At 68.3% G+C, this 14,785-nt stretch carries 11 protein-coding genes and 1 tRNA gene; 1 reads left to right on the top strand and 11 read right to left on the bottom strand.

Annotation, left to right across the window (positions count from 1 at the left end; all coding sequences use genetic code 11):
* Window positions 1-84: 84 nt before the first annotated feature.
* Window positions 85-1,473: a signal recognition particle protein gene (ffh, locus tag QE399_RS02380; RefSeq protein ID WP_309825779.1), complete on the top strand. Its 1,389-nt coding sequence runs from the start codon at window positions 85-87 to the stop codon at window positions 1,471-1,473.
* Between the two features lie 390 nt (window positions 1,474-1,863).
* Here the strand turns inward: ffh and mdoH are convergent, their stop codons facing one another.
* From mdoH to QE399_RS02325, 11 genes are all read right to left on the bottom strand, one after another.
* The gene (mdoH, locus tag QE399_RS02375) at window positions 1,864-3,783 is read right to left on the bottom strand and encodes a glucans biosynthesis glucosyltransferase MdoH (protein WP_405044059.1); all 1,920 of its coding nucleotides are present in this window, start codon (window positions 3,781-3,783) and stop codon (window positions 1,864-1,866) included.
* Window positions 3,784-4,236: 453 nt separating this feature from the next.
* Window positions 4,237-5,652 carry a sigma 54-interacting transcriptional regulator gene (locus QE399_RS02370; RefSeq protein ID WP_309825778.1) on the bottom strand — a complete coding sequence of 472 codons (1,416 nt, stop codon included), beginning with the start codon at window positions 5,650-5,652 and terminating at the stop codon, window positions 4,237-4,239.
* Window positions 5,653-5,674: 22 nt separating this feature from the next.
* A complete protein-coding gene (locus tag QE399_RS02365; protein WP_309825777.1) occupies window positions 5,675-6,388 on the bottom strand; it encodes a hypothetical protein in 714 nt (237 codons plus the stop codon).
* Complete coding sequence (locus tag QE399_RS02360) at window positions 6,378-7,826, bottom strand: ATP-binding protein (RefSeq protein WP_309825776.1); 1,449 nt, start codon at window positions 7,824-7,826, stop codon at window positions 6,378-6,380. The genes QE399_RS02365 and QE399_RS02360 overlap by 11 nt, the downstream gene beginning before the upstream one ends.
* A gap of 28 nt (window positions 7,827-7,854) precedes the next feature.
* Window positions 7,855-9,201: a tRNA (N6-isopentenyl adenosine(37)-C2)-methylthiotransferase MiaB gene (gene miaB, locus QE399_RS02355; protein ID WP_309825775.1), complete on the bottom strand. Its 1,347-nt coding sequence runs from the start codon at window positions 9,199-9,201 to the stop codon at window positions 7,855-7,857.
* A 95-nt stretch (window positions 9,202-9,296) separates the two neighbouring features.
* Window positions 9,297-9,737 (bottom strand): hypothetical protein, encoded by a 441-nt coding sequence (locus QE399_RS02350; protein ID WP_309825773.1) that lies wholly within the window; start codon window positions 9,735-9,737, stop codon window positions 9,297-9,299.
* A gap of 242 nt (window positions 9,738-9,979) precedes the next feature.
* Window positions 9,980-10,056, bottom strand: a tRNA-Met gene (locus tag QE399_RS02345).
* Between the two features lie 27 nt (window positions 10,057-10,083).
* Window positions 10,084-10,863 carry an enoyl-CoA hydratase gene (locus tag QE399_RS02340; protein ID WP_309825771.1) on the bottom strand — a complete coding sequence of 260 codons (780 nt, stop codon included), beginning with the start codon at window positions 10,861-10,863 and terminating at the stop codon, window positions 10,084-10,086.
* A 69-nt stretch (window positions 10,864-10,932) separates the two neighbouring features.
* Window positions 10,933-12,720 (bottom strand): M61 family metallopeptidase, encoded by a 1,788-nt coding sequence (locus QE399_RS02335; protein WP_309825769.1) that lies wholly within the window; start codon window positions 12,718-12,720, stop codon window positions 10,933-10,935.
* Window positions 12,721-12,833: 113 nt separating this feature from the next.
* Window positions 12,834-13,565: a DsbC family protein gene (locus QE399_RS02330; protein ID WP_405043058.1), complete on the bottom strand. Its 732-nt coding sequence runs from the start codon at window positions 13,563-13,565 to the stop codon at window positions 12,834-12,836.
* A gap of 41 nt (window positions 13,566-13,606) precedes the next feature.
* Window positions 13,607-14,755: an FAD-dependent monooxygenase gene (locus QE399_RS02325; RefSeq protein ID WP_309825768.1), complete on the bottom strand. Its 1,149-nt coding sequence runs from the start codon at window positions 14,753-14,755 to the stop codon at window positions 13,607-13,609.
* Window positions 14,756-14,785: the final 30 nt, after the last annotated feature.

The following is a 14,785-nucleotide window of genomic DNA, read 5'->3' as shown; positions in this document are numbered from 1 at the left end:
ACAGTTTAGCCTTTCGCCCGCCTCCGGCGGGCAAGGTGGCCGGCCTCTTCATGCGGCTGCCGGCACATCCGGAACATTCCTCCTATGGCCTCCGCTCTTACCGAAAAACTCACGCGACTCGTCAAGGAGATGCGAGGCCAGGCCCGCATCACCGAGTCCAACGTCCAGGACATGCTGCGCGAAGTGCGCATGGCGCTGCTGGAGGCCGACGTGGCCCTACCCGTGGTGCGCGACTTCGTCGCCCGCGTGAAGGAAAAGGCACTGGGCCAGGAGGTGCTGGGCTCCCTCAAGCCGGGGCAGACGCTGGTCTCCATCGTCAACCGCGAACTGGCGGCGACCATGGGCGAGGGCATTGCCGACATCAACCTCAACGCCCAGCCGCCCGCCATCATCCTGATGGCCGGCCTGCAGGGCGCGGGCAAGACGACCACCACCGCCAAGTTGGCCAAGCACCTGATCGAGAAGCGCAAGAAGAAGGTGCTGACGGTGTCGGGCGACGTGTACCGCCCGGCCGCCATCGAGCAGCTCAAGACGGTGACCAAGCAGGCCGGCGCCGAGTGGTTCCCCAGCACGTCCGACCAGAAGCCGCTGGACATCGCCCGCGGTGCGCTGGACTACGCCAAGAAGCACTACTTCGACGTGCTGCTGGTCGATACGGCCGGCCGCCTGGCCATCGATGAAGCCTTGATGAAGGAAATCAAGGACCTGCACGCCGCGCTGAACCCGGTCGAGACCCTGTTCGTGGTCGATGCCATGCAGGGCCAGGATGCGATCAACACCGCCAAGGCGTTCAAGGAAGCGCTGCCGCTCACCGGCATCGTGCTGACCAAGCTCGACGGCGACTCGCGCGGTGGTGCGGCGCTGTCGGTGCGCCAGGTGACGGGCGCGCCCATCAAGTTCGCCGGCGTATCCGAGAAGATCGACGGCCTGGAGGTGTTCGATGCCGAGCGCCACGCTGGCCGCATCCTGGGCATGGGCGACATCGTGGCGCTGGTCGAGCAGGTCACGGCCGGCGTCGACATGGAGGCTGCGCAGAAGCTGGCCGCCAAGGTGAAGAGTGGCGACGGCTTCGATCTGAACGACTTCCTGGGCCAGCTGCAGCAGATGAAGCAGATGGGCGGCCTGTCCAGCCTGATGGACAAGCTGCCGGCCCAACTGACGGCCAAGGCCGGCCAGGTGGACATGGACAAGGCCGAGAAGGACGTGCGCCGCAAGGAAGGCATCATCCAGAGCATGACGCCGCTGGAGCGCCGCAAGCCCGAGCTGATCAAGGCCACGCGCAAGAAGCGCATCGCCGCCGGTGCGGGCGTGCAGGTGCAAGAGGTGAACCGCCTGCTCAACGAGTTCGACCAGATGCAGGGGATGATGAAGAAGATGAAGGGCGGCGGCCTGATGAAGATGATGAAGAAGATGGGCGGCATGAAGGGCGGCTTCCCCGGCCTGGGCGGTGGCGGCGGCATGCCGCGCTTCTAAGCCTGCGCTGCGGCCCGCCGGTCCTGGCAGGGCTGTGAGAAAAAAGATAGCTGCATGCGCTTGTCCTGATTGGGATTCAGTGTGTTTTTCATCTGAATCCCTTGCTGGGTAAGCGCTGGCAGCTATTGTTTTTGATTTCACCGATTCTGCGAAGGCGGCTTCCGCCTTTTGGCGTCAACGCGGTGCATTGCCGCGCATCGCATCGCGCCCCGTCTTTGCGGGAGCCACCTGCGGAACCTGCATCGGTCACCGGAGGGTGCGAGGGTTCTGCTGCGTCGCCGGCGGCACGCCTTCCCCATCTGGCATCTCGCCCTTGTCGATTCCCAAAAGCGAACAGCCCGCAGAAGCGGGCTGTTGGGTTGGAGGGCCGGGCGCCAGGCCCGGCGCCGGTCACGCGGCCTTGAGCAGGGGCTGCGGCTGGCTGCGGGCCAGGCGGGTGGCGTGCATCCAGGCACGGCGCAGCACCGGAGGCGACCACGATTCCTCGGGGATCAGCAGCAGCTTGCCCGACTTGGCGGCTTCGCCCAGGCCGATCTGGCTGGTCACCACCGTCAGCGGGATGGCCAGTGCCAGGGGTAGGCCCACGGGCAGCAGCCACACCAGGGCGCTCGGATCGATGAAGGCCACGCCGACGGCCAGCAGGGCGATCACCAGGCTCATCGGTGCCAGCTTGCGGGCCGCATCGGTCCAGGGCACGGCGGCGGCTTCACGGGGAGGCGACTTCCAGTCCAGCTTGATGCCGGTCAGGGCCACCAGCACGAACAGCGAGTGCGCCAGCATGCGGATGGGGGCCTGCAGGATGGCCAGCACGCTTTCCAGGCCGGCACTCTTGAACAGGCTGGCGGCACCGCCGTACTGCTGCTGCTCGCCCTTCATAAAGACGGCGACCACGCCCAGGATGCGGGGCAGGAACAGCATCGACAGCGTCCAGGCCCACAGGCCCATCAGCTCGCTCGGCAGGATGTTCCAGTCGGCCACCACGCGGGCACCCGACAGCCACAGGGCGGTGCCCAGGGTGATGAAGGCCAGCCACAGGGGGGCCGACAGATAGGCCATGGTGCCGGTCACGAACATGGCGCGGTGCACGGGGTGGATGCCGGGCTCGGCCATCAGGCGGGCGTTCTGCAGGTTGCCCTGGCACCAGCGGCGGTCACGCTGCAGCTCGGCCAGCAGGTCCGGCGGTTGCTGCTCGTAGCTGCCCACCAGGTCGGCGCACAGCCACACGTGGAAGCCGGCGCGGCGCATCAGGGCTGCTTCGACGAAGTCGTGGCTCATGATGCCGCCGGACATGCCGCCCGTGCCCTGGATGGGGGCCAGCGCGCAGTGCTCCATGAAGGGCTTCACGCGGATGATGGCGTTGTGGCCCCAGTAGTGGGACTCGCCCAGCTGCCAGTACTGCATGCCCAGGGTGAACAGGCGGCCCGTCACGCGGGAGGCGAACTGCTGGGCGCGGGCGTGCAGCGTCACGTGGCCGATGGCCTGCGTGGCGGTCTGGATGATGCCGGCCTGGGGATTGGCTTCCATCAGCTTGGCCATGGACACGATGCACTCGCCGCTCATCACGCTGTCGGCGTCCAGCACCACCATGTACTGGTAGTCCTTGCCCCAGCGGCGGCAGAAGTCGGCCACGTTGCCGGCCTTGCGGTGCGTGCGGCGGCTGCGCAGGCGGTAGTACACCTCGACCTGCGGCTGCTTGGGGTTGCTGGCCAGGGCCGAGCGCAGCTCTTCCCAGGCGGTGCGCTCGGCCGCGGCGATTTCGGGGTCGTAACTGTCGGACAGCACGAACACGTCGAAGGTCTTGCCATGGCCGGTGGCGGCCACCGATTCGCAGGTGGCGCGCAACCCGGCGAACACCGTGGCCACGTCCTCGTTGCAGATCGGCATGATGATCGCGGTGCGGGCGTCGGCGCTCAGTTCGTGGTCATCGACGCTGCGGGCGGACAGCGAATGCGCGTCGCCCTTGAGCATGACCCAGAAGCCCATCATGGCGGTCAGGAAGCCCGTGACCACCCAGGTGGACAGCATGGCGAACAGGGCGAGCTGGCCGTACTCCAGCCAGGCGCTGTCGTAGTTGGGCTGCACGCCGGCGAACAGGGCCGTGGCCAGCGCGCTGCTCAGCACCGTCAGTACCAGGAAGACGTTGCGGCGCTGCTGGGCGGCGGCCTGCCAGGCGGCTTGCGGGGCCTGCGGCGCGGCGGTGCCGCGGCTGCGGCCCGTCAGGCGCATCAGCGCAGCCGTGCCCAGGCTGTTCCAGAAACCGCGCCACGGGCGGGCGGGCATGGAGCCGCGGTGCACGGGCGGTGCCGTCAGCGAGTTGGGATGGCGTTCTTCGCGCAGCGTGCTGCGGCGGGATTCGACCGGGCGGGGATAGCGGGCGCCCGCGCCGCGCCACGGCAGCCGGGGCCGCTGCGGGTACGGGACGGACGGTGTTCAGGGGAGTGACCACGTCGTCGCGGGAGGAAGGGCGTTTTTCCATGTTTCGCTCACTGCGTTGTTGTCGTGTGAAAGGACAAGAGCACGCCGAACGAGGTCCGGAGGGACACCGTTTCACCGAGAGTGAGGAGGGCGGGAGCTTGCGTCATGCGATCAATAGGGCAAACCCTGTGCCAGCATGGAAAAGCTCTTTGAAATCAAGGGCTTGGCGCGCTTTTCGCCTGTAAGTGCTTGTACAGGCCCTGCCAAAGGGGCCCAAACCCCTGTTTTTGTCGCCGTTTTGCGACCGTTTGCCCCGGCAGGTCGCAAAAAACTATATGAATCAATGACTTATTCTTGTCGCTCTTCGGCGACATCATCGCCGGAGCCCGGTTCGTTCTTGAAGTGGCCGGGTGTCAGCGCATGCTTTTGCAGCAGCCGGTAGAACTCAGTGCGGTTGCGCTGGGCCAGGCGGGCGGCGTCGGCCACATTGCCGTCCGTCATCTTGAGCAGGTCCACCAGGTACTCGCGCTCGAAGCGCTGGCGCGCCTCCGAGAAGCTCAGCACCTGGGCCGACGGCGTGCGCAGCGCCCGCTGTACCAATCCCAGGGGCACCAGCGGCGTGGTGGACAGGGCGCAGGCCTGCTCGACCACGTTGAACAGCTGGCGCACGTTGCCGGGCCAGGCCGCGGCGGTGAGGGCCTTCAGGGCTTCCGGCGAAAAGCCAGACAAGCGCTTGTCGTACTTCTTGGCCAGGCTGTCCAGAAAGTGGTTGGCCAGCAGGGGAATGTCCTCCCGCCGATCTGCCAGGGTGGGTAACGACAGGGTGACCACGTTGAGCCGGTAGTACAGATCCTCGCGGAACTGGCCGGCGGCCATGGCGGTCTCCAGGTCGCGGTGGGTGGCCGAGATGATGCGCACGTTGACGGGCACCGACTGGCTGGAGCCCACGGGCCGCACGGCGCGCTCCTGCAGCACGCGCAGCAGCTTGACCTGCAGCGCGGGCGGCATGTCGCCGATCTCGTCGAGCAGCAGCGTGCCGCCGTCGGCGGCCTGGAACAGGCCCTTATGGTTGCTCACCGCGTCGGTGAATGCGCCCTTCATGTGGCCGAAGAGTTCGGACTCCAGCAGCGCCTCGGGGATGGCGCCGCAATTGACGGCGACGAAGGGCCGCGAGGCGCGCGGGCTGGCCTTGTGGATGGCGCGGGCCAGCATCTCCTTGCCGGTGCCGCTGTCGCCCAGCAGCAGCACGCTGGCGTCCGACTGGGCCACCATGTGCGCTTCGGCCAGCACGTCGGCCATGCGGTTGGAGCGGCTCACGATGTCGGAGCGCCAGGCCTCGTTGGTGCGGCTCTGCGCGGTGGCGGGTGCGCTCAGGGCCAGGGCCTGCTGGATCTTCTCGATCAGCTCCTTGCCGTCGTAGGGCTTGGTCAGGTAGGTGAAGACGCCGCGCGCCGTGGCCTCGACGGCGTCGGGAATGGTGCCGTGGGCCGTCAGCAGGATGACGGGCAGCGAGGGATGGCGCGCCCGTACCTCGTCGAACAGCGCCAGCCCGTCGCGGCCCGGCAGCTGCACATCGCTGAGCACCAGCTGCGGCCGGTGCATCTCCAGCTTGGCGAGCGCGGCTTCGGCCGACGGCACGGCCGTGATCTCGTAGCCGGCTGCTTGCAGCCGCAGCGACAGCAGCCGCAGCATGTCCGCATCGTCGTCCACCACCAGGATGTGGGGTTTGGCACGGGTCTCTGAGGGCTTGGATGCGGCGGGCATGGCGGGTGGCGGTGGCGGGATTTCAGGGGGCCGGCGGGACCACGGACTTGCCGTTGGCCGGGCCGCCGGGGCGGGCATTCAGGCTGCGCTCGATGGCGCGCATGGCCTCCAGCCGCTCGTTCAGCTGGTCGTTGCGGCGCTGTGCGTCGCGCACCTGGTTGTTCTGCCGGTCTATCTGGTCTTCCAGGCGGCGCTGCTGCAGGTAGCGGTTCTCCAGCAGGCGGGCGAAGGACTGCACCAGCGGCGCGTTGTCCTTCTGGGCCAGCGCGCGCTGCACCAGGCCCAGTGCGCGCGCCGTGTCGGCGGGCAGGCGGGTCTGGCCCAGGGCCAGGGCCAGCTCCAGCTGCTGCTGGGCGGACTCCTCCTGACGGGGCGTGAGCCGGGCGATCTCGGCCGCCAGCGCAGGCGGCGCGAGCGCAGCCACCTGGTCGGAATAGACGAGCAGGTGCTTGACCAGCGAGGGCCGGGGTGCGGCGGCGGCAGGGGTGTCGACGGACGCGGCTGGTGCGGCGTCTTCGGGCTCCTTGTCGTCCGCAACAGGCGGCGCTGGCGTCGGTGCCGGCGCAGGCGTGGCCACCACCGGGGCGGGGGCGGGCATCTGCAGGCCGGCGTCGGTGCCGCAGCCTGCGAGCACGGCGGCCAGGGCCAGCACGGCGGCAGGCACAAACGCACCACGGGCCGGCAGCGGGCAGGCGGAAACGGGCGCGGAGCGCGGCGAGCGAAGACTAGGCAGCATGGGGTAACTCGATGCGGAAGGGGGTGCCCGGCCCGTTGGTCACCAGTTCCACCCGGCCGCCATGGGCGCTGAGGTATTCCTGGACGATCGACAGGCCGATGCCCGTACCGCGCGCTGCGTCCTCGGGTTGGCGCACGCCGCGGTAGAAGGGTTCGAAAATGCGGGATCGGTCATTTTCATCGACTCCCGGCCCCTGGTCGATGAAGTCGACCCGAATGCGGTCGGTCAGGTGTGACAAAACAATGCGAATCGTACCGCCCGGCGGGGAAAAACGGATCGCGTTGGACAGCAGGTTGCCCACGGCGGAGGCCATCTTCTCCGCGTCCAGCTGCAGTACGGCGGGCTTGCCCTCGACGAGCACGTCCAGCTTGCGGGCCTGCCACTGCAGGCGCTGGGCTTCGACCTGCGCTTCCAGCAGCGCCAACAGGTCGGTGGGCGTGCGGCGCAACTGGCGGGCCTCGAACGCCGCGGCGTTGAAGCTCAGCAAGGCCTCGATCTCGCTTTGCAGCAGCAATGTGTTCTGGTGCAGGATGTTCACCACCTCGCGCTGGCCGCCCGACAGCTCGCCCGTCACGCCGTCCTGCAGCAGGGCGACGCCCTCGCGCATGGACGCCAGCGGTGTCTTCAGCTCGTGCGAGACGTGGCGCAGAAAGCGCGCCTTGTCCGAGTCCAGCTCCAGCAGGCGCACGCGCAGCCATTCGAGCTGCTGGCCCACGCGCCGGATGTCCACCGGCCCGGCGATATCCACGGGCTGCGCGAAGTCGTTCTCGCCCAGGAGGCGGATGGCGCTTTCCAGCCGCTTGAAGGGCCGGGCCAGCCAGATGCCCAGCAGCAGCGCCAGGGCCAGCGCCAGCACGATCACGCCGACCACCTGGTGCGTCACCTCGCGGCGGCTGGCCTCGATCTTGTCCTGCAGCGTGTTGCTGCGGCGGGTGTTGATGTCCTGGACCTCCTGCGCGATGACGGCGTTGAGCCCGTCGATCTCCAGGAACATCGCGGCGACGGAGCGCTCGTTTTCCAGCGACAGGGCCGAAGGCCCGTCCACCAGTTCGGCCACCGCCGCCAGATGGGTGCGCCACTGCGCCGCCTGCTCGTGCGGCAGGCCGTTGGCCTCCAGGCGCTGCAGGATGTCTTGTGCCTCGCGGGCGCCTTCGTCGAAGCGGCGGCGCAGCTGGGCGTCGGCGAGCACCAGCGATTGCCGTGCCGCCCGCTCCAGGGTTTGGCTGCGGGCATTGAGCTGCTGGGCCGAGGTGTTGAGCTGGATGGCCTCGGCGGCGCCGCGCCGGCTCTGCACCATGAGCTGCTCGAGCGTGAAGATGGCACGCAGCGAGCTGGCGCCCAGCAGCCCCGCGATGAGCAGGAAGGCCAGCAGCAGCAATTGCTGGAAGGACAGGCCGCTGAGCGCGGCGACTTTGGCTTGCTTGTGGAAGCGGGACATGTCGGATGCCGTGCCGGGACTGCCCGGTTCAGGCCGCTGCCAGGGCCGATTCGGCCGTGCGCACGTCGCCGCGCAGCGTGTAGGCCTTGGCTTCGGTGATGGTCACTTCGACCATCTGGCCGATTAGGCGCGGCTGGCCGACGAAGTTGACCACACGGTTGCATTCGGTGCGCCCCATCAGCTCGGTGGCGTCGCGCTTGGAGGCGCCTTCCACCAGGATGCGCTGCACCGTGCCCACGCGGCTGTCGCTGATCGACTTGATGTTGCCGTTGATGACGGCCTGCAGCTCCTGCAGGCGGCGCAGCTTCACGTCGTGCGGCGTGTCGTCGTGCAGGCCGGCGGCGGGCGTGCCGGGGCGGGGGCTGAAGATGAAGCTGAAGCTGTTGTCGAAATGGATGTCGTCGATGAGCTTCATCATCTTGCGGAAGTCGTCCTCGGTCTCGCCGGGGAATCCCACGATGAAGTCGCTGCTCATCGCCAGGTCGGGGCGGATGGCACGCAGCTTGCGCACCGTACTCTTGTATTCCATGGCCGTGTAGCCGCGCTTCATGGCCATCAGGATGCGGTCCGAGCCGTGCTGCACGGGCAGGTGCAGGTGGCTCACCAGCTCGGGGATGCGCGCGTACGCCTCGATCAGGCGCGGCGTGAACTCGTTGGGGTGGCTGGTGGTGTAGCGGATGCGCTCGATGCCCGGAATATCGGCCACGTATTCCAGCAGCAGGGCGAAGTCGGCCACCTCGGCCGTACCGCCCATCTTGCCCAGGTAGGCGTTCACGTTCTGGCCCAGGAGCGTGATCTCCTTCACGCCCTGGTCCGCCAGTCCCGCCACTTCCACCAGCACATCGTCGAACGGGCGGCTCACCTCTTCGCCACGCGTGTAGGGCACCACGCAGTAGCTGCAGTACTTGCTGCAGCCTTCCATGATCGAGACGAAGGCGCTGGCGCCCTCGACGCGCGCGGGCGGCAGATGGTCGAACTTCTCGATCTCGGGGAAGCTGATGTCCACCTGGGGCTTCTGCAGGCGTTCGCGCTGGTTCAGCAGCTCAGGCAGGCGGTGCAGGGTCTGCGGGCCGAACACCACATCCACGTAAGGCGCGCGCTTGATGATCTCGGCGCCTTCCTGGCTCGCCACGCAGCCGCCCACGCCGATCTTCACGCCGCGAGCCTTCAGGTGCTTGAAGCGCCCGAGGTCGCTGAACACCTTCTCTTGCGCCTTCTCGCGCACCGAGCAGGTGTTGAACAGGATGAGGTCGGCTTCTTCGGCGTTCTGGGTCGGCTCATAGCCTTGGGCGGCGTTGAGCACATCGGCCATCTTGTCCGAGTCGTACTCGTTCATCTGGCAGCCGAAGGTTTTGATGAAGACTTTCTTGGGCATGGCGTTCTCGGGCGAATGCGTTGCGTTGCGGCGCAGCGCGTCACAGAAAGGAAACGGAAGGGAAGCAATGGGCGCGGCCACGCGCCGGACGGCGCTCACCGCAGGTTCGGCTTGTCCGATTCCGTCTTGAAGTTGAATTCGATGGTGTCGTCGCCTGCGCGCTTGGCGGCGGCTTCGCTGCTGTTGAGCACCCAGGCGGTGAGCAGCATGCCGGTGCTGGCCTCCAGCACATAGTTCACCCGCAGGCGCTGGCCGGCCATGGTGTGCAGCGCCAGCAGGTGGTTGTCCGCGCTGAAGAGGCGCATGCCCGGCGCCATGCGCACGGCCTTGCCGTTGAGTTGCGCCTGCACGATGTCGGTGATGACGAGCGTGCCGCGCAGCGCTGCGGGCGGAAAGTTGCGCTGCGTGGTGCCGGCCTGCGGCGCGACCGTCTGGGCGGTGGCCGGCAGGGCGGTTGCGAGCGCGAGCAGCGCGGCAGCGCAGCAGGCCAGGGGCCCATGGCGGCGATGGAGAGCGTGGAGCGAGCAGCGTTGCATGGTGTGTATCCAGGGGCTGAAGGCGCGATTCTAAGGAGGCCGGCCGGAGGTGCCCGGCCACGGAGCCGTTGCCGCACTCCCTCTGTTTGCTATTAAAATAATAGCTTAATGCGCTTGTCTATCAAGCGCTGGAGCCACTTTTGACCATGGATCATGGTGGCGGCGGAGCCTGGGGCAGACACATGCGGCGATGGCCCCAAGAAAAAACCCACAGTGCGTGAACACTGTGGGTTTTCTTTGTCTGGTGGTCGTAGGTGGACTTGAACCACCGACATCAGCATTATGAATGCTGCGCTCTAACCAACTGAGCTATACGACCGTAAGACCGAAATTATAGAACAAAAAATCACTGGTGGGTGAAAGTGGCCGGCCGCTTGTTCACGAACGCGTCCATGCCTTCCTTCTGGTCCTGGGTGGCGAACAGCGCGTGGAACAGGCGGCGCTCGAACATCACGCCGTCGCTCAGGCTGCCCTCGAAGGCGCGGTTGACCGACTCCTTGGCCGCCATGACGGCGATCTGCGAGAAGCCGGCGATGGTGATGGCGGCGCCCAGGGCTTCGTCCATCAGCTTGTCGTAGGGCACGACGCGGCTGACCAGCCCGGCGCGCTCGGCCTCTACCGCATCCATCATGCGGCCGGTGAGCGCCATGTCCATGGCCTTGGACTTGCCCACGGCGCGCGGCAGGCGCTGCGTGCCGCCGGCCCCGGGGATCACCCCGAGCTTGATCTCGGGCTGGCCAAACCTGGCGTTGTCCGCCGCGATGATGAAGTCGCACATCATCGCCAGCTCGCAGCCGCCGCCCAGCGCGAAGCCGCTCACGGCGGCGATGACGGGCTTACGGATGCTGCGGATCTGCTCCCAGTTGCGCGTGATGTAATCGCCCTTGTAGGCATCGGCGAAGCTGTAATTGGCCATGGCCCCGATGTCGGCACCCGCTGCAAAAGCCTTCTCGCTGCCGGTGAGGATGACGCAGCCGATGCGCTCGTCCGCGTCGAACGCCCGCAGGGCCTCGCCCAGCTCGTTCATGAGCTGGTCGTTCAGCGCGTTCAGCTGCTTGGGGCGGTTGAGGGTGATGATGCCGACTTTGTCCGCTTCGGTGCGGACCTCGATGACTTCATAGGCCACGGGTGTCTCCTGGTGTTGTTGGGGATAGCAACGACTATAAGCCGCCACCGCGGCGCCCGCAGGCCCTGGTCAGGTGCCTGACAGCCAGCGCTCGGCCAGGGCCGTGTCCGCCAGCGACAGCCGCACCGTATCGGCCGCCGCACCCGCCGGCGCCTGCAGCGCCAGCGGCAACCGCAGGAGCCGCCGGTCGCGCGCCACCAGGGCGGTCACCTGGGCGGCGCTGCCGGCGTACAGCGGCAGGTCTTCCAGCTTGCCCAGGCGCCAGGCCTCGCCCGGGGTCTCGATGCCCAGCCATTCGTCGCCGGCCATGAAACCGGCCTGCTCGGCCAAACCGCCGCGCAGCACGGCCTTGATCTGCACCGAGGCGCCTTCGCCCACGCGCAGGCCCAGGCGCTGCGCCCATTGCGGAGCGTCCGCCTGCAGCGTGACGCCGTGCGCGGCCAGCAGCTCGGCCAGGGGCAGGTCGTCGGTGCCGTGCGCCCACTGCGCGATCTCGCGCGACCAGTCGCGGCCGGACAGCGCCTGCAGCACGCGCAGCAGCTCGGCCTGCGTGACCGGACCCACGCCCGAGGCCGCACCCGTGCGCTCCCACAAGGCGCGCATCACGTCGTCCAGCGACGTCTGGCCTTCGCGGCGCAGCGCCAGGTCCAGGCAGAGGGCCACCAGGGCGCCCTTGGTGTAGTAGCTCACCGTGGCATTCGCCGTGTTCTCGTCCTGGCGGTAGTACTTCACCCAGGCGTCGAAGCTGGCCTGCGCCACCGACTGCACATGCCGCCCCGGCGTCTGCAGCACCTGGTTGATGGTCTTGGTGACCAGGCGCAGGTAGCTGCCGTTGTCCAGCAGGCCGCAGCGGCGCAGCAGCAGGTCGTCGTAGTAGCTGGTGAAGCCTTCGAAGAACCACAGCAGCTCGGTGTAGTTCTCGCGCGTGTAGTCGTAGCTGGCCAGCTCGGCGGGGCGCAGGCGCTTGACGTTCCAGGTGTGGAAGTATTCGTGGCTGATCAGCCCCAGCAGCGTGGTGTAGCCGTCGGGCGCGCGGGCCTCGCCCACGCGGGGCAGGTCGCGCCGGCCGCAGATCAGGGCGGTGGAGTTGCGGTGCTCCAGGCCGCCGTAGCCGTCGTCGACCACGTTCAGCAAGAAGAGGTAGTTGGCATGCGGCGGCTTGCCCGTACCGTGCCAGAAGCGGATCTGCGCCTCGCAGATGCGGCGCGTGTCGGCCAGCAGCCGGGTGCCGTCGAAGGAAGGGGCCGCACCGGCCACCACCAGGCGGTGCGGCACGCCGCACGCCGTGAAGCGCACGCTCCAGAAGGTGCCCATCTCCACCGGGCAGTCCACCAACTCGTCGTAGCTTTCGGCGCGGTAGGTGCCGAAGCCGGCGCGGTTCGTCTTCTCCGCCGCCAGGCCGGTGGCCACCGACCAGCCGTTGGTGGCCGACGTGCGCACGATCTCCAGCAGGTGGGCTTCGTCCTCGCGCCCGTGCACGCGCAGGCACAGGCTGGTGCCGTTGAAGAAGCCGCGGGCCGCATCCAGCCAGGCCGTGCGCACGGAGTTGTCGTAGGCCGCCACCTGGTAGGTGAGCACCAGCGGCTGGCCCTTGCGGCACTGCGCCTGCCAGCGGTGCTTGTCGAGCTGGGCCAGCGGCACGGGGGCGCCGTCCTGCTGCGCCTGCAGCCCCAGCAGGTTCTTGGAGAACTCCCGTACCAGGTAGCTGCCCGGAATCCACACCGGCAGCGAGACCTCCTGACGCGCCGCGGGGGCCGGGATCGTCAGGGTCACCGAGAACAGATGGGCATGCAGGTCCGCCGGCTCGATGCGGTAATGGACCGGGGAAGGGGCTGTGGCGGAGCGCAGGGAGGACATGGCGGCAAGGGCGGCAGAGCGTGGCGGTGCGGGAGCCGGCGCGGCGGCCGGCGGGGCCGGGAGAAGAGGGCGGCGCTGCGGCGGCCCTTACGCCGGCCGCCGTGCCATACCCGTCAGTTGGTGCCGGCGGAAGAGGCCAGGCGCTTTTCGACTTCCTGCGCGCCGATGGCGCCGGGCACGCGGGAGCCGTCGGCGAAGATCAGCGTGGGCGTGCCGGTGATCTTGTGCTTCTTGCCGAAGGCCAGGTTGCGCTGCAGGGCTGCGGTATCGCAGCTGGCCGCCGCCGGTGTCTTGTCGCGCAGCATCTGGTCATGCCACGCGGCCACGCGGTCCTTGGCGCACCAGATGTTGCGCGACTTCTCGGCCGAGTCCGGGCTGAGGATGGGGTAGAGGAACAGGTAGACCGTGACGTTGTCCACGTTCAGCATGTCCTTCTCGAAGCGCTTGCAGTAGCCGCAGTTGGGGTCTTCGAAGACGGCGAGCTTGCGCTTGCCGTCGCCGCGCACGATGGTGAACGCATCCTTCAGCGGCAGCGCGGAGAAGTCCACCGCACTCAGCTTGTTGATGCGGTCCTCGGTCAGGTTGCGGCGCGCCTGCGTGTCGATCAGCTCGCCCTGGATCAGGTAGTTGCCCTTGGCATCGGTGTAGAACACGTCGGTGCCCACGCGCACCTCGTACAGCCCCTTCATGGGCGTGGCCTGCACTTCGTCGATCTTCTCCAGCTGGGGAATGCGCTCGGCCAGCGACTTGCGGATGGCGGCTTCCTGGGCATGGGCACTCAGGCCCAGCACCAGCGCGGCGCCGGCCAGCAGGGAGGGGAGGAGCTTCTTGGTGTACGTGTTCACTCGGTCGGTCCAGTCTTCTTCGCTTCAAAGTGCGGGCGCGGTCAGCGCACGCCCATGGCCCGGCGGGCCACCCAATCCTTGAACGGGCCGCTGAGGTCGAATCCCTTCATGCCCCAGTTGCGCAGCGACTGCAGCGCGCCTTCGCGCCGCATGAACAGCTGCTGCAGCCCGTCCATCGTCATTCCCAGCGGCAGCAGGGCTGCCTTGCGTTCGCGCTCGTACTGCCGCAGCAGCCGCAGATCGCCGATGCTGCGCCAGTAGTCGCGCTCGCGCAGCAAGCGGGCCAGCGCCTGGGCATCGGCCAGGCCGATGTTCAGTCCCTGCCCGGCCAGCGGATGCACGTTGTGCGCCGCATCGCCGGCCAGCACCCAGGTGCGCTGCGGGCCTTTGGCGGGCTGCTCGGCCAGGGGGCCGCACCAGCGGCGCGCCGTGGCCTGCTGCAAAGACCAGCAGGCGCGGTCGCCCAGCACCTCCAGCCGGCCCAGCGCGTTCTGGCTGGCCTCCTGCAGCCGCTGCGCGAAGGCATCGGCGTCCAGGCCCATGCACTGCGGAGCGCTTTCCTGGGAGACTGACCACACCACGGCCACGGAGTTCCCTTCGGCACCGCCCAGCGGCAGAAACGCCAGGATGCCGTCGGGCAGGAACCACTGCCGGGCGACCTGCCCGTGCGGCAGCTCGCAGGCCAGCCGGCCGGCGATGGCGTGCTGTCCGTAGGGCGTCACGTCGAACTCCACGCCGAATTCTTCGCGTGTGCGGCTGGCGCGGCCCTCGCAGACCACGGTCAGGGCGGCGGGCACGGGCGCATCGACCACCTCCACCTGGGGCTGGAAGCGCACCGCGTCGGCCAGGCGCGACTCGAGCGCCGGCACGTCGACGATCCAGGCCAGGGCCTCGGCACCCTGCCGGTCGGCGTCGAACGTCACCGCGCCGTCCTGGTCACCGTGGACTTCCATGCGCCGCACGGCGGTGGCGTCGGCCGGGTCGGGCCAGGCCCGCACGGATTGCAGAAGATCCCGCGAGGCCGCATTGAGGGCATAGGCCCGCACATCGGGTGCGGCAGAAGCGGACTGCGCCCGCGGGGCGGAGCCGGCCACCAGGGCCACCCGCAGCCGTTCCCGGGCCAGCAAAAGCGCCAGGGTGCGGCCCACCACACCGGCACCGCGGATACATACGTCGAAGGTTTGCGCCATGGCGCGATTGTAGAAGCCGGGTGGCGGGCC

Source organism: Paracidovorax wautersii (genome assembly GCF_031453675.1).
Lineage (GTDB): Bacteria > Pseudomonadota > Gammaproteobacteria > Burkholderiales > Burkholderiaceae_C > Paracidovorax.
The sequence above is the reverse complement of the archived record's forward strand: the minus strand, read 5'-3'. Positions and strand labels throughout refer to the sequence as shown.